The following is a 21,544-nucleotide window of genomic DNA, read 5'->3' on the forward strand; positions in this document are numbered from 1 at the left end:
GGCCTCACCCCGCATGTTTTCTGGACAACGCGCGCAGGCGCTGCCAGCCGCCCCAGCGGCGTGCATCGGCGCTCGGCCACCAATACAGCGCTGCCGCACCGACCGCCACGCACAGCGCCAGCGCGCATCCGGCCAGCCACGGCCACAGCCATGCGCGCGCAGGTGCCGATACAGAAAGCTGCGCATCGCTCTCCGCCCCGCCCGGCACCAGCGTGACGCTGACGTTCTCGTAGGTCAGTCCTTCCACGCTGTGCATCACCAGGGTCTTGATGCTGGGCACCAGGCTGGTCAGATCGCTACCGACGCGAAACTTGATGAACACCGCAGCGCTGGAGGGTTTGACCGAGGTGGACAGCGGGTCGTTGTTGGGAAGCACGATCTGCACATCGGCCGCGATCACGCCATCGATATTCGACAGGGTCTGCGACAGCTGCTGCGACACGCCATAGATGAAGCGCACGCGTTCTTCGGTGGGTGTGGAGATCAGGCCGTCTTTCTTGAACATCTCGCCGAGATTGGCGTGTCGCTCATGCGGCATGCCATGCGTGCGCAGCACGTTCAATGCGTACGCCACCTGATCGTGCGGCGCGTTGACCGCCCAGGTCTTGCCGTCATCGGGCGTGAGCTTTTCTGCATCCACACCGGCCGTCAGCAGCACGGCCAGCATGTCGTTGGCGTCGTTCTCGGTCAGCCCGGAATACAGCTGCTGGTCGCAGCCGGACAGCAGCAGTGCGAGCAGCAACACCACCAGATATCTGAGCGTTCGCATGCTATTGGTTCTTGAACAGTGTCTGCACGGCGTTCTTGCCGGACTGTGCCAGGCTGACGCTGACGTTGAGGTTGAAACCGACCATCGTCAGCTCGTTAATCAACTTCATTTCCTCAGCCGCAATTTCCTCCAGCCCCATCTTTGGCGCATTGGCGCCGAACGCATCAACATGCTCGGTCATGGCCCGCACGCCATCGTTCTGCACGTCGACCATGCGGCTGATCATGCTCGGCTCTCCCACGCGCTGCATGGCAGGCGGCAGCGGGCAGGAGGACTGCATCAGCGCCTGGAAGCGATTGACAAGCGCCTGGTTCGGCGCCGCCGTCGGCGACACCGCTGGCGTGGACAGGCCGGTACTTGCAGTGATCGGTACAACAGGAGGAATGAGCGCCATGGCATGTTCCGCAGGCTGGGTAAAGTTCGGGTCAGGCGCGCAGATACTGGGCGTTGGGAACGTCCATCGGCACGGCGGATTCGGCCGCCGATTCCAGTTGCGCAGGTGCCGGGGTGTAACGTCCTGACAGCGCCTTGACCAGCCCAACCGCATCGGCATCGGCGTCCTCTTCGATCAGGCCCTCTGCAATGCCATGCCAGGACGGGTCGCCCACCGCAAACAGGCAACACGCGTACAAGGCCTTGCACAACGGCTCGGAGCCCGCATCGGCCTCCAGCTCACGCAGCAGGCGCGCGCCCTCCAGATAACTGCCGCGCTTGATCGCAATCCAGGCATCGAAGGTATCCAGCGCCTTCAACTCTGGCCGCAGTACTCGCACGGCGGCCAGCACCGCTGCGGCCTCTTCGATTTTTTCGTGGGTCAGCCCGACCGTGATCAGTTCGATCAGCCCGCTCACGACCGAACCGGGACATTCAATCTTTTCCATACCGCACCTCTTCATTCAATGGCCGTGGACAGCATGCGTGCGTAACGTACGCTTCGGCGCCAACGAAGACTTTTCAGAAGCGAACATCGGAATGCCATCGCGAACAAACACGTCGTGCTTCGTACACCCATGCACACGTTCGCCTTGGAAGCGGATCGTCCGGCGACGGCTCGCTCAGAATGGGGGTGCAGCAATAGCGGCCGGAGATCGCCATGTCGGATGAGAAGACCGAGAAGCCGACAGAAAAGAAACTGCAGGATGCGCGCAGGGATGGGGAAGTCCCGATCAGCCCGGACGTCACTGCCGCCGCAGTGCTGCTGGCCGCGCTGCTGGTGATGAAGCTGGCAGGCAGCTATTTTGTCGAACATCTGCGTGCATTGATGTCGATCGGTTTCGACTTCACCGCCAATACGCGCGATGCCACCGCCTTGCACCGTGCGCTCGGTCGCATCGGCATCCAGGGTGTCTTGCTGACGCTGCCCTTCGTGACGGCCTGCCTGGCCGCAGGATTGATCGGCACCTTTGTGCAGACCGGGCTTAATGCCTCGCTCAAACCGGTCACGCCCAAATTCGATTCGCTCAACCCCGTCAACGGCGTCAAGAAACTTTTTTCGTTACGCAGTCTCATCAACCTGCTGAAGCTGGGCATCAAGGCGGCCGTGATCGGCGTGGTGCTGTGGTACGGCCTTCGTGCACTCATGCCGACCATCATCGGGCTCGCCTACCAGCCACCGGCCGACATCGCCCAGATCGGCTGGCGCGCACTGGGCATTTTGTGCGCCCTGGCGGTCCTGGTGTTCGTGCTGGTCGGCGCGGCGGACTGGAGCGTGCAGCATTGGTTGTTCATTCGCGACAAGCGCATGAGCAAGGACGAGCAGAAGCGCGAACACAAGGAGAGCGAAGGCGACCCGGAAGTGAAGGGAAAGCGCAAGGAATTCGCCAAGGAACTGGTCTTCGGCGACCCGCGCGAGCGCGTTGCCAAGGCCAAGGTGATGGTGGTCAACCCGACCCATTACGCCGTCGCGCTCGCCTACGAACCGGACGGCTTCGGTCTGCCGCAGGTGGTTGCCAAGGGCGTGGACGAGGGCGCACTGGAACTGCGTGCCTATGCGCACAACCAGGGCATTCCGATCGTGGCGAACCCGCCGTTGGCACGTGCGCTGCATGAGGTCGAACTGGGCGAGGCGGTTCCCGAATCGCTGTTCGAAACGGTGGCGGTGGTGCTGCGCTGGGTCGATGAACTGGGCCGCGACAACGATGAAGGCAGCGGTCCGCTGCCCTGCTAGGAGATGGCATGCGCGTAACACGGTATTTTGCATACACCGGTGAAGTGGCGATCGCCGCCTTGGTGGTGGCGGTCATCGGCTTGATGATCCTGCCGCTGCCTACCCCGCTGATCGATACGCTGCTGGGCATCAACATCACGCTGAGCGTGGTGTTGCTGATGGTCACGATGTATGTGCCCGACTCGATCTCGCTGTCGTCGTTTCCCTCGTTGCTGCTGTTCACCACGCTGCTGCGGCTGTCGTTGAACATCGCATCGACGAAATCGATCCTGCTGCACGCCGAAGCCGGCCACATCATCGAGAGCTTCGGCGAGCTGGTGGTGGGCGGCAATCTGGTGGTGGGCCTGGTGGTGTTCCTGATCATCACCACGGTGCAATTCATCGTGATCGCCAAAGGTTCCGAGCGCGTTGCGGAAGTCGGCGCGCGCTTCACCCTGGATGCGATGCCGGGCAAGCAGATGAGCATCGACGCCGACCTGCGCGGCGGCAATCTGACTGCAGACGAAGCACGCCGCAAACGCGCCCGGCTGGCCATCGAGAGTCAACTGCACGGCGGCATGGATGGCGCCATGAAATTCGTCAAGGGCGATGCGATCGCCGGCCTGGTGATCACCATGGTCAACATCTTGGCCGGCATCGTGGTAGGCGTGACCTACCACGGCATGAGCGCGGGCGAGGCCGCCAACCGCTTTGCGATCCTGTCGGTAGGCGATGCGATGGTGTCGCAGATCGCCTCGCTGCTGATCTCGGTGGCGGCCGGCGTCATGATCACCCGCGTCGCCAACGAGAATGAAACCAAGATCAGCTCGCTCGGGCTCGACATCGGCCGCCAGCTCACCAGCAACGCACGTGCCTTGATGGCAGCGAGTGTGCTGCTGGCCTGCTTTGCGTTCGTGCCGGGATTTCCGGCGCTGCTGTTCCTGCTGCTGGCAGCGGCGGTCGGTGCCGGGGGCTATACGATCTGGCGCAAGCAACGCGACACCAGCGGGAGCGATCAGCCCGCACTGCCATCAACCAGCCGCAAAGGTGCCAAAGGCGATGCGCCGCACATCCGCAAGAGCGCCCCGGATTTCGCCTCGCCCTTGTCGATGCGGCTTTCGCCGCAACTGGCTGCACGGCTCGACCCGGCGCTGCTGGATCAGGCGATCGAAAGCGAGCGGAGGCAATTGGTCGAGCTGCTGGGATTGCCGTTCCCGGGGATCGCGATATGGCAGAGCGAATCCCTGCAGGGCCTGCAGTACGAAGTGTTGATCCACGATGTGCCGGAAACCCGCAGCGCGTTGAGCGATACGGCGGACATGCAGAAAGCGCTGGCCCAACAAGCCATCGCACCGTTGCATGCACGCGCGCATCTGTTCGTCGGCATCCAGGAGACGCAGTGGATGCTGGAACAGGTGGGCGCGGACTATCCCGGGCTGGTTGCAGAGGTCAACAAGGCCATGCCAGCCCAACGCATCGCCGATGTGTTGCGGCGACTGCTGGAAGAACGCATCCCGGTGCGCAACATCAAGAGCATCCTGGAGAGCCTGGTGGTGTGGGGACCGAAGGAAAAGGATCTGCTGATGCTGACCGAGTATGTGCGCTGCGATCTCGGCCGCTATCTTGCGCACACCGCGACCGCAGGCACCGGACAGCTGCCTGCGGTGATGCTCGACCACGCCGTGGAACAGTTGATCCGGCAGTCGATTCGCGCCACACCGGCCGGCAATTTCCTGGCGCTGCCACCGGAGCAGGCCAATCAGCTGGTCGAGCAGGTGGAACGCATCGTCGAAGATCAGGCGCGGCATCCACTGGCAGTGGTCGCCTCGATGGACGTGCGGCGTTATGTGCGCCGCATGATCGAGGCACGCCTGAACTGGCTGGAGGTGTATTCGTTCCAGGAACTGGGCGCAGAGGTGCAGCTGCAGCCGATCGGCAGAGTGGTGGCCTGATGCGCAAGCCACCGGTCCGCCATGTGCGCATCCTGCCCATTGCCGGCGCACCGCTGCAGCCGCACGCAGCGGCAGCACCGGCGCGTGCGACGCAACGTGTCAGCTTCATGCAACTGCGCCGACGCCTGAGCAGCGTGCTGGCCGGATTGCCGGACACGGTGGTGCCGGAGGACGGCGACGACGATCCGACGCTGGCCGAAGTGGTGGATGCTGCCAGCGACGATCACGGACCCGCAGCGCTGCCAACCGCACCGCCCTGCCTGGATGACGGCAATCGTCGACAGATCGCCCGAGGCGATGACGGCGACGCACTGGGTCGGCAGATCGCCACCGAGTGGATCCGCACCCAACGCGCGCAGCTGGCCATCAACCACATCGCGCTGCGGGTTGCCGAGTTTTGCAACGCCACGCCGGTACGCGGCGCAGGTACCTGGGAAGCGTGGCTGGAGATCAACCACGACATCCTGCCGCAGACCACGCTGTTCTTGCGGCTTTCGCCAGACCAGCTATCGCTTCGCTTCGACAGCGGCTCGCCGGAGACGCGCGAGGTACTTTTGAATGGAAGAAAACGTTTGGATACTGCATTGAAGGCTGCGCTCAGCGACACGCTTCAGATCAGCATCGAGGTCGTCTAGCGCTGCATCTGCAGCAAACCAGCCATAGCGAGGGACGCCGTGTTGTCAACAGAGCCGAGCCTGACGTCGCCGGCACGCGACTTGTCGCAGGCGCTGACCCACGTGCCCGCCGTGCGCGCGCAGCTGGGCAGAGTGCTCTGCGATCCGCGTGCGGCACAGCGTTGCGGCTACACCGCGCAACGCCGCGGCATTCGGGCTGCGGATGCAGCGCGCCTGCAGCTGCAGTTCGATAGCGGCAGTCTGGAGTTGCGGATCGCGGCACGCGACGGCCTGGCGCTGCTGTTGAACGAAGCCGATGACGCACTGCGCGTGGCGATCGCCGGTGTGCTGTTGAGCGATGATCTGCGCACCCTGGAACCACTGGGACTAGGCGCTGCCGAGGTGGTCGCCTTCGAGCGCTGTGCGGATGCGGTCGATCGCCTCGATATCGGCATCACGCTGGGCGGCATCGACGCAATCGCAGAGACCGCCAGCCCGCTGCTGCTTGCCGCGCTGCAAACGGCTAGCGCTGCGCTGGCTCAGCCATCGCCACTGCCGGCCTGGCTGAGCGCACTGCGGGTGACTACGCGCCTGCGTATCGGCCAGCGCACGGCAACGGCGGCGTTGCTGCAATCGCTGCGCCCGGGCGATGTCCTGTTGCACGCGCTCGCCACGGCTCCCGTGCGCAGCGGCGAGCTGCTCTGGGGCATCCCTGGAGGTGCAGTGTTGCGCGCTCCGGTACGCCTGACCCTGCAACAGATGATTCTGGAGACTGCCCCCACCATGCAGCACGATATGCCCGCGTCCGACTCCTCATCGTCCGCCACCGATGTGGCGGCACTGGAACTGCCCGTACAGCTGGAAGTGGACCAGCTTGCGCTGTCTCTATCCGTGCTGTCGGGCTTGCAGCCCGGCCAGATCCTCGAGCTGTCGGTGCCGGTGGACCAGGCCGACATCCGCCTGGTCGTCTACGGCCAGACCATCGGCATCGGCAGATTGCTGGCGGTGGGCGAACATCTCGGCGTGCAGATCCTCAGCATGTCGGAGACTGCGCATGCAGATGCCTGATGTCGGCTCGCTGCTGCTGGTGGTCATCATGCTGGGGCTGCTGCCCTTCGCAGCGATGGTAGTCACCTCCTACACCAAGATCGTGGTCGTGCTCGGCTTGCTGCGCAATGCCATCGGCGTGCAGCAGGTGCCGCCGAACATGGTGCTCAACGGCGTCGCGTTGCTGGTGTCGTGCTTTGTGATGGCGCCGGTGGGCATGGAGGCGTTCAAGGCCGCGCAGAATTACAGTCCCGGTGCCGACAACAGCCGTGTGGTGGTGCTGCTCGACGCCTGCCGCGAACCGTTCCGGCAGTTCCTGCTCAAGCACACCCGCGAGCGCGAGAAAGCCTTTTTCATTCGCTCGGCGCAGCAGATCTGGCCCAAGGACAAGGCCGATACGCTCAAGCCTGACGATCTTCTGGTGCTGGCACCGGCATTCACGCTGAGCGAGCTGACCGAGGCATTCCGCATCGGATTTCTGCTGTATCTGGTCTTCATCGTGATCGATCTGGTGGTGGCCAATGCGTTGATGGCGATGGGCCTTTCGCAGGTGACGCCAACCAACGTGGCCATTCCGTTCAAACTGCTGTTGTTCGTGGCGCTGGATGGCTGGTCCATGCTGATCCATGGCCTGGTCCTGAGTTATCGGTGACGCCATGGACCATGACGATCTGGTGCGATTCACTTCCGAAGCCTTGTTGCTGTGCCTCAAGGTGTCGTTGCCGGTGGTCGGCGTTGCCGCAGTGGCCGGGCTGCTGATCGCCTTCATCCAGGCAGTGATGTCGCTGCAGGATGCCTCGATTTCGTTCGCGCTCAAGCTGGTGGTGGTGGTGGCTGCCATCGCAGTCACTGCGCCCTGGGGCGCCTCGGCAATCATGCAGTTCGGTCAGGCGCTGATGCAGGCGGCGTTTCCATGATCCGGCGCATTTCGCCAGGCGCTGTGCCTCCGTCGCTGCCGAGCGCGCCCGGCGCATCGCACCACCACGCAGATGCGCCGCAGGCTGGCGTGCAGCCGCCGGCGGACACGGCACATCATGCACCCCGTCTGCGCCCCGCCCCGCCGCGAAAGCGGCGACGCGGCATGCGCTCGCTGGATGGCATGGACGACGAACTCGACGCCACCGAACTGGAAGAAGCCGAAGCGGCACGCGTCTCGGCGCTGCGCGGCCGGGTCAGCATCGCAGTCGCTCAGCCACAGGGCCAGGGACAACGCCAGGATGATCAGCACGGCGAGGGCGGCAACGCGCAGGCCGGCGATCCGCAGGCCGGTACGTGGCCGATCGCCGCGCCATCGCAGGTAGACGACAGCGCCCGTGCCAGCGTCCAGGAAGTGCTCGACCGCTACGCGGCGACCCCTGCCGCCGACCAGACGATCCGGCGACGCGCGCTTGCCGTTGCGCTGGTTGAGTTGCGTGCGATCGGTGTCGCCCATCCTGCCGCAGCACAGTTGACGACCATGGTCTGGAGGTTGATGCGCGAGCATCTGCACTCGGGCAGCGCAGGCGCAGCTGCCGAAACCCTGCAGGCCTTGCGCAAGCGCCTGCTGGATCTGGTGCCGGCGCAACCGGATACATCGCCTGCACTGCGCAGTTTCCATCTGCTGCTGCCGTTGATGCTGCTCAACGCAGAAAAACCGCGTAAACGCCTCGATCGCGCGCGTGCCATCACGCGTTTGAACACGCTATTGATTGAACACCACGATGGGACCGCTCAGGAGATTCGCGCATGACCATGCAACTTCGCGTGCTGACGGGAATCCATGCCGGCGCACGATTAGATTTGCAGCCAGGCAGCTATACGTTAGGCGCCGATCCCCAAGCCGAAATCCGGATCGAAGATTGGCCTGATTGTTCGCTCATCATCGAGGTGGATGCAGATGGTCAAGTGTGTTATCGCAGCGAAGCGTTGCCAACGACAGCCTTTGTTGCGCTGCATCCGGTGCGCTTTGGTCCGTTGGTGCTCTGCATCGGCGACGCTGCGGCCGATTGGCCGGACGATGTTGCGCTGCTGGAGCAGCTACTGTCGCCCGCCGCGACACCGGCAGCGCCTTCGCCACGCAGGTCCAGGCGCACTGCATTGCGTGCAGTGGTGGGCGCCATGCTAGCGCTGGCCGCCGCGGCACTGCTGCCCTCCCTGCTCCCGGCGTTTCTCTCCGATGCGGCTCCCCCGCGCAGCCAGGACAACCAGCTTAATCAGGTGCGATTCGTGCTGAAACGGCTGGGCTTGCGCGAAGCGCGCGTGGAGCAGGTCGGGTCGCGCGTGCGGGTCGAGGGCCTGGTGACAAGCAGCGCGGATGCGGCACGCCTGCGCGCACAACTGCATCGGGATCAACATGCGGTCACGGTCGATGTGGTGGTGGTGGATGAGGTATTGGCAACCCTGCGCGATACCTTGGCCGACCGCGACCTGAGCGTGCGTTACGACGGCCAGGGTGTTTTTTCGATTGCCGGCAGCAGCGACAACGCCGAGCGTGCGACCCGACGCATCGCCGATCTACGCAGCGATCTGGGCCCGGAAATCCGCACACTGCATGTGGAGATCACCCAGCAGGACCCGTCCGTGAAACCGCCCGCCAATTACGACGCCGCCCTGCTCGCCGACGGGCTGCATTACGTCGAGACGCCGGACGGTACCAAGCACCTGACTTCCCTGCCGCAGCAAGCGGCGCCATGAGAGCCGCACCATGTTCGATGCCATGACCGACACGCTCACCCAGGATATGAGCAAGATCTTGCAGACCAAGGCGCAGGATCTCTCCGGCGAGCGACTGCGCAACATCGAGGCAGCGCTGCACGCGACAGCGCAACAACTCCGTGTGCATTGGTCCGCCGCGAGCGATCAGGCTGCGCGCAACGATTTCATTGTCTTGCACGACGGCATCAACGCTGCACAAGACATCGTCGCGCACATCGCCAGCATGCCTTGATCATCGATTTCCTTGGCCACGTTGGTCAAGCAAAACGCGCCGACAAGCGCTCCACGTTACTTCTCTTCAGCTAAGGAGTATTTATATGCCAAATTTACAATCGATATTGCCGCGATTGGGCCAGGCCAGGGATCTGCTTGGATCTGACCTTTCAAGCAGATTTGACAATCACACTGCCACTCAGACCTCGGACAATCAGATGGATAGTCTGATGGGTGGCATTGGTAAATCAGCCGCAGCACAGGAGCGCATGAACAACTACCTGACCGCGAAGAAGAACGAACTTGACTTCAACGTGGCGCTCAACAAATTCATCGGCAAGGCAGGCGACAACGCGAAGCAGCTGGTTGGCCAGTAATAGGCCCTGACATGACGCAGGGCCGGTGCATGGCCCTGCGCATGTCGTACGACAGATGAGCAGCACCCGATTCGAAGCGATCGTTCAGCAGATGTGCGAAGCATTGGACCTGCCGGATGTGCAGGCGGTGCTCAGCAGTCGTGTGCTCTGGGTGGAAGGGTTTGAAGTCTATCTGCACATGCCTGCAGCCCAGACCGACGATGAAGCACAGCAAGTTCCGGAAGAAGAAGCGCTGTACCTACGCATCTCCTATGGCCTAGCACCTGCAGGACGCACCTTGACGGTCTTCCGGCTGTTGCTGGAAGCGAATTTGTCGGTGTACGCACAGGACCAGGCGCAACTCGGATTGAACGATGCCGGCGTGATCGTGCTGGTCGTACGTGTTCCACTGGACGACGACGTCGACGGCGCATGGATCTGCGATCTGCTCGCCCACTATGCCGAGCATGGCCGTTACTGGAACAACAACATCTTCATTGCACACGACGAAATGTTCGAAGGAATCGCAACCGGAAATTATCTGTGGCTACGCGCGTGAGGTGCTCGGTCTTGCCTGCCTGCCGATGGTGCTAGAGAGAGACATGCACGCCTCCATAGCACGCTGACGCAGCCTTGCGTCTCCGCTGTGCTGTAGGACATCGCCACGCTGTGTCGCGGTTATTTCCCGCCGCAGGACTTCGTCCACCATTCATCTCTTGCAAGGACACTCGCCAATGAATCTTGCGATCCCCTCACAGACCAATGCGAGCTTACCGCCGTCCTCATTCTCCCTTTCGCAGCAGCAAGCCCTGACCGCGGTGATCATGAGCATGCTGACGTACTGCATGCAACGCATGCTCAGGGACATGCTGCAGCCACAGGATCAGCCATTCAGCGACGGTCAGCCACCGACCAACCCGAATCCGACACCACCGATGCCGCCCTCGCGCCCGCCCTGTTCCACCAACCCCGGCGGACAACACGGTAGCGGTACTGGCAATGGCAGCGGCGGCAATGGCGGCAACCACAACAGAGGCAACGGCGGCACCTGCGGAACGGGAGCCGATCACCGCGCATCGCCCACCAACCCGGGTCAGGCGGTGAGGCCCTGCCCCGATGGTCCGCAGGCCCCACTTCCTCCCGGCAAGGTCGTCACCGCGCCACCCGGCCTCCAGAACAAGACCATCGTGGTGCATAAGGGCGAGGTATTCGACGGCAAGGGTCAGACCTACATCGGTGGCCCTGGTCTGGGCGATGGCTCCCAGAACGAACACCAGCAGCCGCTGTTCGTCGTCGAGGACGGCGGTAGCCTGTGCAACGTCAACATGAAGGGCGGCGGCGACGGCGTGCATTTCATGGGCAGCGGCAAGATGGTCAACTGCGTCAACGACGATGTCAGCGAGGATGCGGTCACCATCGATGGCCAGGGCAACCGCGAGCATGATGCGCGCATTGCCGGTTGTCGCCCGGAGGTCAGCGGCCGGCCGAAGGTCGACATCATCAATTGCACGTTCAAGAATGCCGCAGACAAGGTCGTGCAGGACAATGGTGCTGCCGACGTGGTGATGTCGGGTTGCACCGTCAACGGCGCCGGCAAGGTCTTTCGTACCAACGGTGGACACGCTGATATCGACACGCATCTTCAGGTCGAAAATTGCGATTTCCAACAGGTCAAGGAAGCGGTGTTCCGTACCGATGCGCCGGGCGCGACGGTGAAGCTGGCAAACCTGAGGACCGATGCGCCCGACGAGGTGATTGCCCCCAGCGCTTTCCAGGCCACCGGAGCGACCCGAATCGGGCATCAGCCCTACAGCGGCTGATTGCCTCCTGCGTAAGCGGTGCCGGGCGCCGATCGCGCCCGGCAGATGCACCGCTTCGCCCCATCTTCCGGGCGTCGTCGCTGGGTGGTGTCCCTGATCGACGACCACCGACACATCGGTGGGCCGGTTGGCCTGCACATCGCGTACTACGTCGCAGGGTGCAAGAAGGCATGCGCACGCCCGGTCAATGGCCGGCATACGAAGCGGTGCCGTGTGCCGCCCCCCCGTTCCACACCCACTGCCCGCACCTCAGCCGCGCACCCGCCTGGCACCGGGACCGCCAACACGCGACAGACGCCGGCGCGGCTGCGTCTGTCGTTGCGGCCGGCAAGACGCCACCGGATCAACGGTGGGATCGATCGCTCACGGCCGGCCATTCTCCCACTGACGAAGTTCCTCGCTCTCGTGCAGTGCACGCCTGAGCGTGCGTAACTCGGTGTCCAGTGTCTTGGTCACGTCGTCACGTGGCACACCGCTGAACATCGCCGCCGAGCCGGCATGCAGCTGATCGCGCACCGCGTCGATGGTCGCAATCGAGATGCACTGCGTGTCGATTTCCGTACGCAATCGCTCAAGCGTTTCACGCAACATCCTCGCCAGCGGCCCCGGTGCAGGCGCAAGCCGTACCCCCTCTTCCAGGGCGTGTGCAATCTCCGCCGGCGTCGGCGCCGAAAACAGCGCGATCGCCTCGTCGATGGGCTCGGCCAGCGCCTGAAGCGTGCGTTCGATGGTGCGTTGATGATTGGCCGCGGTGACGGCACGTTCCTGATCCAGTCGCGTCGCCTGGGTGGTGTTGGCGCCGTTCTTGGCCTTGAGCGCATTCCAGACCGTATCGTTGAACAGGGTCTGTACCGCCTGCTGCACGACCGTGGCGGTGGAATTGGCGGCTTCGCCTGCAACGCTGCCGTTCTCGTTGCCGCCGCGCAACGGCGCAGCGATCAGGCGGCCGGCCCCGAGCGAGGCAAAATTGGCCAGCACGTTGCTGAGCATGTGACGGCCCAGCACATCGCGTAGCGCAGTGGTAATCGCGTTGGTGGTGCTCAAGGCCTGCCTGGCCAACGCCAGGCCTTCTTTCCCGGTCTCCAGCAGATAATTGGGAGGAAAATACACAGCGTCGGACCATTGCGCAGGCCGACGCGTCTTGTCCGGCACTGCCAGCGAAAACAGATTCAACCGCTGCTGTCCGCCAAGCAGGTCGGGGACGCTGCGGAGCTGTCCCAGTCCGATCATGCAGCACGGCGCAGCGAGTGACCAGCGTTGCCTGGTGGTGAAACGTTCTCGGTTCGTCTTTTCCTGGCTGATCGAGCGATTCCGTTGCTTGCATTTCCATCGGTCACGATTGTCGCTCAAGCAAGATCGTTACTTGCGGCGCCCCCTCACATGCCTGAGGTTTTCTTTCGTGTCTGCCTCGAAGTTGTCGGCAATTGCTTTTGGAATAAACTGTTTCCCCAATGGCACCCCGCCCGCCGCTTCCAGATTCTTGCGAATCTCGCCCTTTTTCTTCTCCTTATCCAGCCGCACTTCTTCATAGTGCAAGCCTGCCAACACGGGAGTTTTCAACATTTCAGTCGGCCTGTTGATGGTAGTACCTATTATGTAGCCTTTAGCAATATCAAGGGGTTTTTCCCGCTCGGCTACTCCCTTGCCGCCTCCTTTGGCCGCGCCCTTGGTTGTACCCTGGGTCGCTCCCTTGGCTGCGCCCTCGGCGACCCCCTTGGCTGCTCCCTTGGCTGCGAGTCTGGCCGTGGGTCCGCCAACGGCGCCAACCACCGCTCCAGCCATATTGATGCCGGCGAGTTTCCACGCGAGTGACAGGTTGCCACCTTGCAGTGCGGTATCAATTACCTGTGCTGCCTGCGCTTCGCTCTCAAATGCTAGCGCTGCTGCATCGGCAACCTCGCCGATCAGGGGAATGCCGTTCATTGCACTAAGTGCTACGGAAATCCCATCCATGATCTTGCTGTCCCACTTGAGAAACTCATGCAATCCCTTGCTGAAGGTACCGACATCGTGTTTTTTCCTCTTGATCTCGGGCTGATCGGCTTTTCCCATCAGCATGTCCGCGACGGCCTTCTTTTGCTCGGGCGATGTGGCTGCATGCGTGGGCGGTGTATCCAGGGTTTTGTTGACCGCCGTCATGTGCTCGTAGAACTGCTGAAAATCTTTGTTGCTGATCTTTCCCGAGTCGACGACATGGCCACCACCGAAGAAGCTGTGGGGCTTCTTGTAGCCGGTGATCGCGTTGTTCAACAAGCCGAACAGTAGCGGGTCGCCCAAAAGTTGCTTGGCCGCGTCGCGCACTGCGGGGTCGGCTTTATCATCCTTGACAATCGTGTCGAGCTTGTCGCGCGTTACCTCTTTGCCGTCGCCGAAGAACGCTTCCTGGTGGCTATTGATGGTGTCCAGCGTTTTCAGTTCGGGCACGGTCAGGTGCATCTCTGATGTAGATTTCTGCAGGAAATCTGCCGTGCTCATCGACTCTTTGTCGCCAGCCAGCGCTTTCCACTGGTCGGGATGCTCACGAAAATACTGTGCGGCGGCAATGACCTGCGGCGGGCTCTTCTTGGTCGTGCTGTCGCCTTCGACCAATTGCTTGAACGCGTCCTGGTTTAGATCCTTGGGCAGATTGTCCGAGTAGCGGTAGAGTTCACGCATCGCGTCACTCTCGGTCATGACCGTCGGCTCGGTCTTGTCGGGGCTGTCAGACGCCACATAGTTTTGCGTGTAGCCCTTTGCTTGCTGCTCGGCATATTGAGCGATCTGTGCGTGTTTTTCGGGCACTGAAAAGCGTGTGAGATCCTTTTCAGTGAATTTTCCATCGCAACTTCCTTTGCTACCCTGCGCACCAATTGCATGAAAAAGAGCTGGATCTTGCTGTAGATCTGCAAACGCTTTTTGCAGATCCGGCGGGATGGCGGGATCCTTCGACTTTGCATCGAGATCTGTCCACTTGACTGGGCACTTGTCCTTGTGGCGATTGAGTGTGGCGACGATCTCCAATTCGTTCTGGGTGAGCGTCCCGCCATCCCACGTGACCGAAGAGCCGTCCACCGGCGGCGGCAGGTCGCGCCCCTTCATTTTTTCGGGATTGTAGGTCGCGTTCTTGCCGCCCTGCGCCGTCACCTGCGGATGGCGGTCGGCGAAGTCGTAAAGATTGTCGGCGATGAGCTTGCCGTTGCACTTGCCCTGGTCGTCGTGGTGGTGCTTGCCGTGACCCTGAGACGCCATCGCAAAGAACAGGCCAGGATCCTGTTGCAGGCCCTGCAGCGCTTTTTTCAGGTCGGGCGGAGTGGCTGGGTCGTTGATCTTTTCATCGAGCTTGGCGAACTCGATCGGCATCATGTCGCGATGCTGATTGAGCGTAGAGACGATCTCAAGCTGGGATTGCGTCAGCGTGCCGCCGTCCCAGGTTACCGACGAACCTTCTGCGGCAGGAGGCGGTGTCGCTCCCTTGATGTTTTTAGGATTGAACTCGGCATTCTTCCCGCCCAGAGCGGTCACCTGTTGATGGTGGTCTGCAAAATCCCACAAATCACCCGCCTTGATCTTGCCGCCGCATTTGCCGTCGCCCTGCGAACCGATGGCGAAGAAAAGACGCGGATCTTTCTGCAAGCCTTGCAGCGCACTCTTCAGATCCGGAGGTGTAGATGGATCATTGATCTTGTCGTCGAGTTTTGCGAACTCCAGCGGCGTCTTGTCTTTGTGCTGATTGAGTGTCGAAACAATCTGAAGCTCCGATGGGGTGAGCGTGCCGCCCTCCCAGGTCACCGATGACCCATCCACCGCAGGCGGCAACCTGGATCCCTTGATGTCCTTGGCATTGAACGGAGCCGATAGCGTCGGCCAGGAGGTCCGTTTCTCAATCGGCTGGCTGGCTTGAAGGTCGTCTGCTGAAGGCGTGTCAAGCCCCGGAATACCACTGCCTGGCCCATTGAGCGACGTATTGCCGTAGGTGGCGGCAATCAAACGGTAAATCTGCTGCAGAAACAGGTTGTCCATCGCCAGCAACAGATCGGAGTCATTCATGGCCGAATCGGATCCGAGCAGCCCCGGGGACGACGCGTCATCCGTCAGAGGTAGAAACAGACCGGCGGTACTCCCGGTCGAAAGCGTGTTGAGCGACATGTGCGGCCTCGCAGTGACAGAGCAGTGGCGGAGCTGCTGCATATGAGTACATGCTCATACGGTCACACGGGCATGTCTCATGCAGCGAGCTCTAATGTTGCCACTCCCGGTACGGGATGCATGCGCCGATGAACTATTTTGGCGAAAAAAGCGCAAAAACGAATGTGCGGGCGACACCCCTGCCGCACAACGGATCCTACGGGGCACCTTCACTCGGCGCGAAAACTTGTACCAGATACATACCGCGCCGCCATTGTTACGCTCGACTTAAAATGGTCACTTCAGTCGCACGCAGCGCCTTGCACTCGCGTGCAATTGAGGCTGAAATCATGGTCCAGAGCAGAATCGCCGAAAAGTGCGCGAGTTGTACGATACCCCAAGGCATGCCGCAACCGTGGAGCAACTGTGTTGATCAGGACCTCGATCCACGACCTACGCGACGCCAGAGGCGCGTCGCTTGGTAGAGGTAACATAGGTTTGAAATGACTTCATCGATGTACGAGCGCTGCAAGGGGCAGCGCGATTCCTGCTTTGCCACCATCAGCCGCGTATGCGGCTTGGATTGGACCCCGAACAATTCGAGCAAGTTGTGGTGGGCAGCGATGTGCCGCTGCAGTGGCGGGGCCGCCTGGCTGCCGCGCACGCTGGTGGAAGGACGTGGCCAAAAGGCGGCTGGTCCATGCAGCGCCCAGACACACGCACTGGGATATCAGCATGGAGATCTGTTTGATACGCCATATCGGCGGCTTGTCTCAGAACCTGTTCACGATCTTCTGAGTAATAGTGCCAAGAAGGCCAAATGGATGAACTGCAGGCTGGTGTTGAGTTTGCGCTCGCAGTTCTTCCATAGCCTTCGGTTCTTCTCCAGCCAAGCAAAACTACGCTCGACGATCCATCGCTTGGGCATGACCTTGAAGGTGTGCAGTTCGCTGCGCTTGGCAATCTGCACCGTGAGCTGCTCGCCTAAAATCTCTCGCGCGCCGTCGGCAAACCGTACGCCGGTGTAACCGCTGTCGCACAGTAAGCTTTGTACATGCGTCAAGTTTGACTGGCAGCGCTCCAACGCCTGCAGCGCACCTTTGCGGTCGGTCACCTCCGCCGTCGTCACCGCGATTGCGTGGGGCAATCCCTGAGTATCAACAGCGATATGCCGCTTGATGCCCGACACCTTCTTGCCCGCGTCATATCCCTTTTGCCCCGCTGTGTCCGTGTTCTTTACGCTCTGCGCGTCCACGATCAAGAACCTGGTGCAGGCGTTGCGCTCCTGTCTGGCGCGGGCCACGCCAACCTGATTTTTTAAGTGCCTGCTCCAGCAGGCTCACTCCCTCATCGTCGCACTCGCTCCACTTGGCAAAGTACGAGTGCACGGTCCGCCACTTCGGAAAGTCGCTGGGGAGCGCTCGCCATTGGCAACCGGTTCGCAGCACGTACAACACTGCGCACCACACCTCATACATATCCACACGGCGTGGCTTGGTGCGCTTACGCGCTTGTTCCAGGATCGGCAGCACGTGTTCGAACTGCTCCCGGCTCATGTCACTCGGATAGATCTTTTGGCGCATCCGCATAGTCTGCACTGATCAGGAAAGATCGTGAACAGGTTCTCAGCAAGCCGAAGACACGTGGGAGAAACTCAAGCAGGGCAAGTTGAAGCACTAGCGACGCAATGGCCGACGGCAGCTACGACGAGATGCTGAAAATGCTGTCTACCGTCAAGTTTTATGGCTTAGGGATGGTCTGATCAACGGCGTCGGAGGATGAGCCCAACTACATCGGCCAGGCTGACGGCGCTCAGATCCTCGATTTTTTTGCCGTTTCCGGCGCGTTTGCAGGGTGTTGCCTGCGTTACAGGCGCACGCTCCCCATAGCAGGCAATAACTGCTTTCGCTTCATCCACAGGTTTGACAGCGCAAACAGCGTCAGCACCTGCGCGGTGTTCTTCGCCAGGCCGCGATAGCGGACCTTGGTGTAACCGAACTGGCGCTTGATCACCCGGAACGGATGCTCCACCTTCGCGCGCACGCTGGCCTTGAAGTGTTCCCAACGCTGTTCCCGAGCACGCTCCCGCTTGTTGCCGATGGCTTGAAGCACCGAACGCCTGGCGGCAATGAAAAATGCAGCCTTGCAGGTCTGCAGTTCTTCGCGGTTGTCCGCACCGGTGTAGCCGCTGTCGCCGAACACGCTGTCTTCTTTGCCATGCAGTAATGCGTGCGTCACCGTGACGTCGGCGACATTGGCGGCTGTGCAATGGACGTGGTGCACCAGCCCGGAAAATTCATCCACGCCGATGTGCGCCTTCATCCCGAAATACCACTGATTACCTTTCTTGGTCTGATGCATCTCAGGGTCGCGCGCATGGTCGGCATTCTTGGTCGAACTGGGTGCAGCGATCAGCGTCGCATCGACGATCGTGCCCGACCGCAGGCTCTGCCCCTTGCGTGCCAGATGCGCGTTGACCGCTTCCAGCATCCGCGCGGCAAGGCCATGGGTCTCCAGCAGGCGCCGAAAGTTGAGAATCGTGGTCTCGTCCGGAACGTTGTCCAAGCCACCGAGCTGGGCAAAGCGCCGCAAGGTCGGAATCTCGTGCAGCGCTTCTTCCATCGCCGGATCGCTCAGCGCATACCACTGCTGCAGCAGATGAATCCGCAACATCGTCGCCAGTGCGTATGGCTGCCGACCTGGCCGGCCCGACACGGGATAGTGCGGCGCGATCAGCCCGAGCAGTTGCTGCCACGGAACCACCTGCTCCATCTCGGCCAGAAAGATCTCGCGCCGGGTCTGCTTGCGCTTGCCCAGGCCCTCAGCGTCACCGAACGTCAGTTGCATGGATCACCCCTCAACATCAGGCGGGTAGTGTCGCGTATCTGTGGTGCGTTGTTCAGAGGTTCCCTAATCAGCGCGCCGGCTCGCACGTGCAACCCGCTGCGGTCAGCCTGCGGCCGACGAACTGAGGTTTTTTTGCCATGTCGGCTTAAACTTGCACCCTCCACGGCCAAATGCACTCCGGCCACCGCTCCTCTTCCGTTCCATCGCAACGGGTCTGTTGGTCGCGACAGCGCATTGGCCTTTTTCGCGCAGCGCCGCCACACCGGCGTAGCAAGGCTACCGCCACGCGCCGCTTGCGACCCATCGACCGCCAGATTTATCGACCGCCAGATTTCCGGACAACGTTCTTGCAAACCGCCGACACCAAAGACAAAACCAAACTCAGCACGGGCGCCGCCGAGCACACCCCGCTGATGAAGCAATTCTTCGCAGCCAAGTCGGACTACCCCGACCTGCTGCTGTTCTTCCGCATGGGAGACTTCTACGAGCTGTTCTACGACGATGCGCGCAAGGCCGCGCGTCTGCTGGATATCACGCTGACCCAGCGCGGCAGTTCCGGCGGTGCGCCGATTCCGATGGCTGGCGTGCCGGTGCATGCCTACGAGGGCTATCTGGCGCGCTTGGTGGCGTTGGGCGAGTCGGTGGCGATCTGCGAGCAGATCGGCGATCCGGCACTGGCCAAGGGCCTGGTCGAGCGCAAGGTGGTGCGCATCGTCACCCCGGGCACGGTCACCGACGAGGCGTTGCTGGACGAGCGCCGCGACACGCTGTTGATGGCGATCTCGCGCAGCAAGCAAGGCTATGGCCTGGCCTGGGCCGATCTGGCCAGCGGGCGTTTCCTGGTCAATGAAGTGGACAGCGTCGATGCGCTGGAAGCGGAAATCGCGCGCCTGGAACCGGCCGAGCTATTGGTGCCCGACGAAGACAACTGGCCGGAATTCCTGCGTGGACGCGTCGGCGTGCGGCGCCGGCCACCATGGCTGTTCGACGCCGATAGCGGCCGGCGTCAGCTGTTGGCGTTCTTCAAATTGCACGACCTGTCCGGCTTCGGCATCGACGACAAGCCCTGCGCCACCGCAGCGGCCGGCGCGCTGCTCGGCTATGTCGAAGAAACCCAGAAACAGCGCTTGCCGCATCTGACCTCCATCGCGATGGAAGTGGCCAGCGAGGCGATCTCGATGAACGCAGCCACACGCCGGCATCTGGAGCTGGACACGCGCGTGGATGGCGATACCCGCAACACCTTGCTCGGCGTGCTGGACAGCACGGTCACGCCGATGGGCGGGCGCCTGCTGCGCCGCTGGCTGCATCGCCCGTTGCGTCTGCGCGAGGTACTGGTGCAGCGCCACCACGCGGTCGGCAGCCTGATCGACACCGGCGCCGATACCGACGTGCGCGAGGCCTTCCGCGCGCTGGGCGATCTGGAGCGCATCCTCACCCGCGTGGCGCTGCGCTCGGCGCGCCCGCGCGATTTCTCCACCTTGCGCGATGGCCTGGCGCTGCTGCCGAAAGTGCGCACGATCCTCGCGCCACTGGATTCGCCGCGCCTGCAGACGCTTTATGCCGAACTCGGCGAGCACGATGCCACCGCGCATCTGTTGATCAGCGCAGTGGCCGAACAACCGCCGCTCAAATTCAGCGACGGTGGCGTCATCGCCACCGGTTACGACGCCGATCTGGATGAGCTGCGCCGCCTGTCCACCAACGCCGACCAATTCCTGATCGACCTGGAACAACGCGAACGCGCCAGCAGCGGCATCGCCACGCTCAAGGTCGGCTACAACCGAGTGCACGGCTACTACATCGAGATCAGCAAGGGCCAAGCCGAGAAAGCCCCGCTGCACTACAGCCGCCGACAGACGCTGACCAACGCCGAGCGCTACATCACCGAAGAACTCAAGAGCTTCGAAGACAAGGTGCTATCGGCGCGCGAGCGCTCGTTGTCGCGCGAAAAACTGCTCTACGAAGGCCTGCTCGACGCACTCGGCGGCGAGCTGGAAGGCCTCAAGCGCTGCGCCAGTGCATTGAGCGAACTGGATGTGTTGGCCGGGTTCGCCGAACGGGCCCAGGCGCTGGATTGGTCGCAACCCGAACTGGAAAGCGCGCCGTGTCTGCACATCGAACGCGGCCGCCACCCGGTGGTGGAAGCCGTGCGCGACCAGCCATTCGAACCCAACGATCTGGACCTGCACCCGGACCGCCGCATGCTGGTCATCACCGGCCCGAACATGGGCGGTAAATCGACCTACATGCGGCAGAACGCGTTGATCGTGTTGCTGGCGCATATCGGCAGCTATGTACCGGCCAGCCGCGCGGTGATCGGGCCGATCGACCGCATCCTCACCCGCATCGGCGCCGGCGACGACCTGGCGCGCGGGCAATCCACCTTCATGGTGGAAATGGCCGAGACCAGCTACATCCTGCATCACGCCACGCCGCAATCGCTGGTGCTGATGGACGAGATCGGCCGCGGCACCTCCACCTACGATGGCCTGGCCTTGGCCGATGCGGTGGCGCGTCATCTGGCCCACACCAATCGCTGCTACACGCTGTTTGCCACGCATTATTTCGAGCTCACCGCGCTGGCGGATGCCTCGCATGCCGGTGGCGGCAGCGGCATCGCCAACGTGCATCTGGATGCGGTGGAACACGGCGAGCGCCTGGTGTTCATGCATGCGGTCAAGGACGGCCCGGCCAATCGCAGCTTCGGCTTGCAGGTGGCCGCGCTGGCCGGCCTGCCGAAGGCGGCGGTGCAGCAGGCACGCCGCCGGCTGGCCGAACTGGAGCAACGCGGCGGCGACAGCCACGCTGCCGAGATGGCACCCGCCGCGCTGGATGCACCGCAGCAATTCGGCCTGTTCACCGCGCCGTCTTCGGCCGCGCAGGAAGCCTTGCAGGCGCTGGATCCGGACGAACTGACGCCCAAGCAGGCACTGGAAGCGCTGTACCGGCTCAAGGCGCTGCTCTGAAGCAGCGTAATCC

The 21,544-nt window shown here is 62.3% G+C and carries 19 protein-coding genes and 1 pseudogene; 13 read left to right on the plus strand and 7 right to left on the minus strand.

Annotated elements, in window-relative coordinates; all coding sequences use genetic code 11:
* Nucleotides 1–4: 4 nt before the first annotated feature.
* From sctJ to ACCQ09_RS15175, 3 genes are read right to left on the minus strand one after another with little or no spacing between them, the layout of a single operon-like run.
* Nucleotides 5–769 (minus strand): type III secretion system inner membrane ring lipoprotein SctJ, encoded by a 765-nt coding sequence (gene sctJ / locus ACCQ09_RS15165; RefSeq protein ID WP_040941610.1) that lies wholly within the window; start codon nt 767–769, stop codon nt 5–7.
* A 1-nt stretch (nt 770) separates the two neighbouring features.
* Nucleotides 771–1,163: a type III secretion protein HrpB2 gene (locus ACCQ09_RS15170; protein ID WP_040941611.1), complete on the minus strand. Its 393-nt coding sequence runs from the start codon at nt 1,161–1,163 to the stop codon at nt 771–773.
* Between the two features lie 31 nt (nt 1,164–1,194).
* A complete protein-coding gene (locus tag ACCQ09_RS15175) occupies nt 1,195–1,650 on the minus strand; it encodes an HrpB1 family type III secretion system apparatus protein (RefSeq protein WP_040941612.1) in 456 nt (151 codons plus the stop codon).
* Nucleotides 1,651–1,862: 212 nt separating this feature from the next.
* Here ACCQ09_RS15175 and sctU point away from each other — a divergent pair, with 212 nt between their 5' ends.
* From sctU to ACCQ09_RS15235, 12 genes are all read left to right on the plus strand, one after another.
* On the plus strand, nt 1,863–2,936 hold the full coding sequence (sctU, locus tag ACCQ09_RS15180; RefSeq protein WP_040941613.1) for a type III secretion system export apparatus subunit SctU: 1,074 nt from the start codon (nt 1,863–1,865) through the stop codon (nt 2,934–2,936).
* Nucleotides 2,937–2,944: 8 nt separating this feature from the next.
* Entirely contained in the window at nt 2,945–4,867 is a 1,923-nt protein-coding gene (locus ACCQ09_RS15185) for an FHIPEP family type III secretion protein (protein WP_011036424.1), read from the plus strand.
* Nucleotides 4,867–5,502 (plus strand): type III secretion system protein SctP, encoded by a 636-nt coding sequence (gene sctP / locus ACCQ09_RS15190; RefSeq protein WP_014507111.1) that lies wholly within the window; start codon nt 4,867–4,869, stop codon nt 5,500–5,502. Before ACCQ09_RS15185 ends, sctP begins: the two co-directional genes overlap by 1 nt.
* A 93-nt stretch (nt 5,503–5,595) precedes the next feature.
* The gene (sctQ, locus tag ACCQ09_RS15195; protein ID WP_040942366.1) at nt 5,596–6,549 is read left to right on the plus strand and encodes a type III secretion system cytoplasmic ring protein SctQ; all 954 of its coding nucleotides are present in this window, start codon (nt 5,596–5,598) and stop codon (nt 6,547–6,549) included.
* Complete coding sequence (gene sctR, locus ACCQ09_RS15200) at nt 6,536–7,180, plus strand: type III secretion system export apparatus subunit SctR (RefSeq protein ID WP_006451038.1); 645 nt, start codon at nt 6,536–6,538, stop codon at nt 7,178–7,180. Before sctQ ends, sctR begins: the two co-directional genes overlap by 14 nt.
* A gap of 4 nt (nt 7,181–7,184) precedes the next feature.
* Nucleotides 7,185–7,445, plus strand: coding sequence for a type III secretion system export apparatus subunit SctS (gene sctS, locus ACCQ09_RS15205; protein ID WP_005994479.1), 261 nt, complete (start codon nt 7,185–7,187; stop codon nt 7,443–7,445).
* On the plus strand, nt 7,442–8,257 hold the full coding sequence (locus ACCQ09_RS15210; RefSeq protein ID WP_011036420.1) for an HpaA protein: 816 nt from the start codon (nt 7,442–7,444) through the stop codon (nt 8,255–8,257). The genes sctS and ACCQ09_RS15210 overlap by 4 nt, the downstream gene beginning before the upstream one ends.
* Nucleotides 8,254–9,201: an HrpD5 family protein gene (hrpD5, locus tag ACCQ09_RS15215; protein WP_040941614.1), complete on the plus strand. Its 948-nt coding sequence runs from the start codon at nt 8,254–8,256 to the stop codon at nt 9,199–9,201. Before ACCQ09_RS15210 ends, hrpD5 begins: the two co-directional genes overlap by 4 nt.
* A gap of 10 nt (nt 9,202–9,211) precedes the next feature.
* The gene (hrpD6, locus tag ACCQ09_RS15220; RefSeq protein WP_011036418.1) at nt 9,212–9,454 is read left to right on the plus strand and encodes an Hrp regulator HrpD6; all 243 of its coding nucleotides are present in this window, start codon (nt 9,212–9,214) and stop codon (nt 9,452–9,454) included.
* An 85-nt stretch (nt 9,455–9,539) separates the two neighbouring features.
* Entirely contained in the window at nt 9,540–9,812 is a 273-nt protein-coding gene (gene hrpE, locus ACCQ09_RS15225) for an HrpE family protein (RefSeq protein WP_080640137.1), read from the plus strand.
* Between the two features lie 55 nt (nt 9,813–9,867).
* Nucleotides 9,868–10,350, plus strand: coding sequence for a CesT family type III secretion system chaperone (locus ACCQ09_RS15230; protein ID WP_011036416.1), 483 nt, complete (start codon nt 9,868–9,870; stop codon nt 10,348–10,350).
* A gap of 175 nt (nt 10,351–10,525) precedes the next feature.
* The gene (locus ACCQ09_RS15235; RefSeq protein ID WP_228428433.1) at nt 10,526–11,611 is read left to right on the plus strand and encodes a pectate lyase; all 1,086 of its coding nucleotides are present in this window, start codon (nt 10,526–10,528) and stop codon (nt 11,609–11,611) included.
* Nucleotides 11,612–11,974: 363 nt separating this feature from the next.
* On the opposite strand, the pseudogene ACCQ09_RS15240 reads toward ACCQ09_RS15235, so the two are convergent.
* The 4 genes and pseudogenes from ACCQ09_RS15240 to ACCQ09_RS15255 form a co-directional block, all read right to left on the minus strand.
* A pseudogene (locus ACCQ09_RS15240) lies at nt 11,975–12,829 on the minus strand (hypothetical protein); the annotation flags it as partial.
* A 141-nt stretch (nt 12,830–12,970) separates the two neighbouring features.
* A complete protein-coding gene (locus tag ACCQ09_RS15245) occupies nt 12,971–15,736 on the minus strand; it encodes an HrpF/NolX family T3SS translocon protein (protein WP_029629011.1) in 2,766 nt (921 codons plus the stop codon).
* A 763-nt stretch (nt 15,737–16,499) separates the two neighbouring features.
* Nucleotides 16,500–17,298 (minus strand): IS5 family transposase gene (locus tag ACCQ09_RS15250; RefSeq protein WP_108133939.1). Its coding sequence is split into 2 segments (ribosomal slippage): nt 16,500–17,028 and nt 17,027–17,298, totalling 801 coding nucleotides; the frame shifts between segments, so codons are not numbered across the junction.
* A gap of 283 nt (nt 17,299–17,581) precedes the next feature.
* Nucleotides 17,582–18,562, minus strand: coding sequence for an IS5-like element IS1646 family transposase (locus ACCQ09_RS15255; protein ID WP_108133919.1), 981 nt, complete (start codon nt 18,560–18,562; stop codon nt 17,582–17,584).
* Nucleotides 18,563–18,975: 413 nt separating this feature from the next.
* Between ACCQ09_RS15255 and mutS the strand changes: the two genes are divergently transcribed.
* On the plus strand, nt 18,976–21,531 hold the full coding sequence (gene mutS / locus ACCQ09_RS15260) for a DNA mismatch repair protein MutS (RefSeq protein WP_012438933.1): 2,556 nt from the start codon (nt 18,976–18,978) through the stop codon (nt 21,529–21,531).
* The last annotated feature ends 13 nt before the right edge of the window (nt 21,532–21,544 follow it).

This window comes from Xanthomonas sp. NCPPB 2586, assembly GCF_041475775.2.
Classification (GTDB): Bacteria; Pseudomonadota; Gammaproteobacteria; order Xanthomonadales; family Xanthomonadaceae; genus Xanthomonas; species Xanthomonas campestris.

Excerpts from the sequence above, each read along its gene's own strand:
- sctJ (WP_040941610.1), bottom strand. The coding sequence starts at position 769 with ATGCGAACGCTCAGATATCTGGTGGTGTTGCTGCTCGCACTGCTGCTG.
- ACCQ09_RS15170 (WP_040941611.1), bottom strand. The coding sequence starts at position 1,163 with ATGGCGCTCATTCCTCCTGTTGTACCGATCACTGCAAGTACCGGCCTG.
- ACCQ09_RS15175 (WP_040941612.1), bottom strand. The coding sequence starts at position 1,650 with ATGGAAAAGATTGAATGTCCCGGTTCGGTCGTGAGCGGGCTGATCGAA.
- sctU (WP_040941613.1), top strand. The coding sequence starts at position 1,863 with ATGTCGGATGAGAAGACCGAGAAGCCGACAGAAAAGAAACTGCAGGAT.
- ACCQ09_RS15185 (WP_011036424.1), top strand. The coding sequence starts at position 2,945 with ATGCGCGTAACACGGTATTTTGCATACACCGGTGAAGTGGCGATCGCC.
- sctP (WP_014507111.1), top strand. The coding sequence starts at position 4,867 with ATGCGCAAGCCACCGGTCCGCCATGTGCGCATCCTGCCCATTGCCGGC.
- sctR (WP_006451038.1), top strand. The coding sequence starts at position 6,536 with ATGCAGATGCCTGATGTCGGCTCGCTGCTGCTGGTGGTCATCATGCTG.
- sctS (WP_005994479.1), top strand. The coding sequence starts at position 7,185 with ATGGACCATGACGATCTGGTGCGATTCACTTCCGAAGCCTTGTTGCTG.
- ACCQ09_RS15210 (WP_011036420.1), top strand. The coding sequence starts at position 7,442 with ATGATCCGGCGCATTTCGCCAGGCGCTGTGCCTCCGTCGCTGCCGAGC.
- hrpD5 (WP_040941614.1), top strand. The coding sequence starts at position 8,254 with ATGACCATGCAACTTCGCGTGCTGACGGGAATCCATGCCGGCGCACGA.
- hrpD6 (WP_011036418.1), top strand. The coding sequence starts at position 9,212 with ATGTTCGATGCCATGACCGACACGCTCACCCAGGATATGAGCAAGATC.
- hrpE (WP_080640137.1), top strand. The coding sequence starts at position 9,540 with ATGCCAAATTTACAATCGATATTGCCGCGATTGGGCCAGGCCAGGGAT.
- ACCQ09_RS15230 (WP_011036416.1), top strand. The coding sequence starts at position 9,868 with ATGAGCAGCACCCGATTCGAAGCGATCGTTCAGCAGATGTGCGAAGCA.
- ACCQ09_RS15235 (WP_228428433.1), top strand. The coding sequence starts at position 10,526 with ATGAATCTTGCGATCCCCTCACAGACCAATGCGAGCTTACCGCCGTCC.
- ACCQ09_RS15245 (WP_029629011.1), bottom strand. The coding sequence starts at position 15,736 with ATGTCGCTCAACACGCTTTCGACCGGGAGTACCGCCGGTCTGTTTCTA.
- ACCQ09_RS15255 (WP_108133919.1), bottom strand. The coding sequence starts at position 18,562 with ATGCAACTGACGTTCGGTGACGCTGAGGGCCTGGGCAAGCGCAAGCAG.
- mutS (WP_012438933.1), top strand. The coding sequence starts at position 18,976 with ATGAAGCAATTCTTCGCAGCCAAGTCGGACTACCCCGACCTGCTGCTG.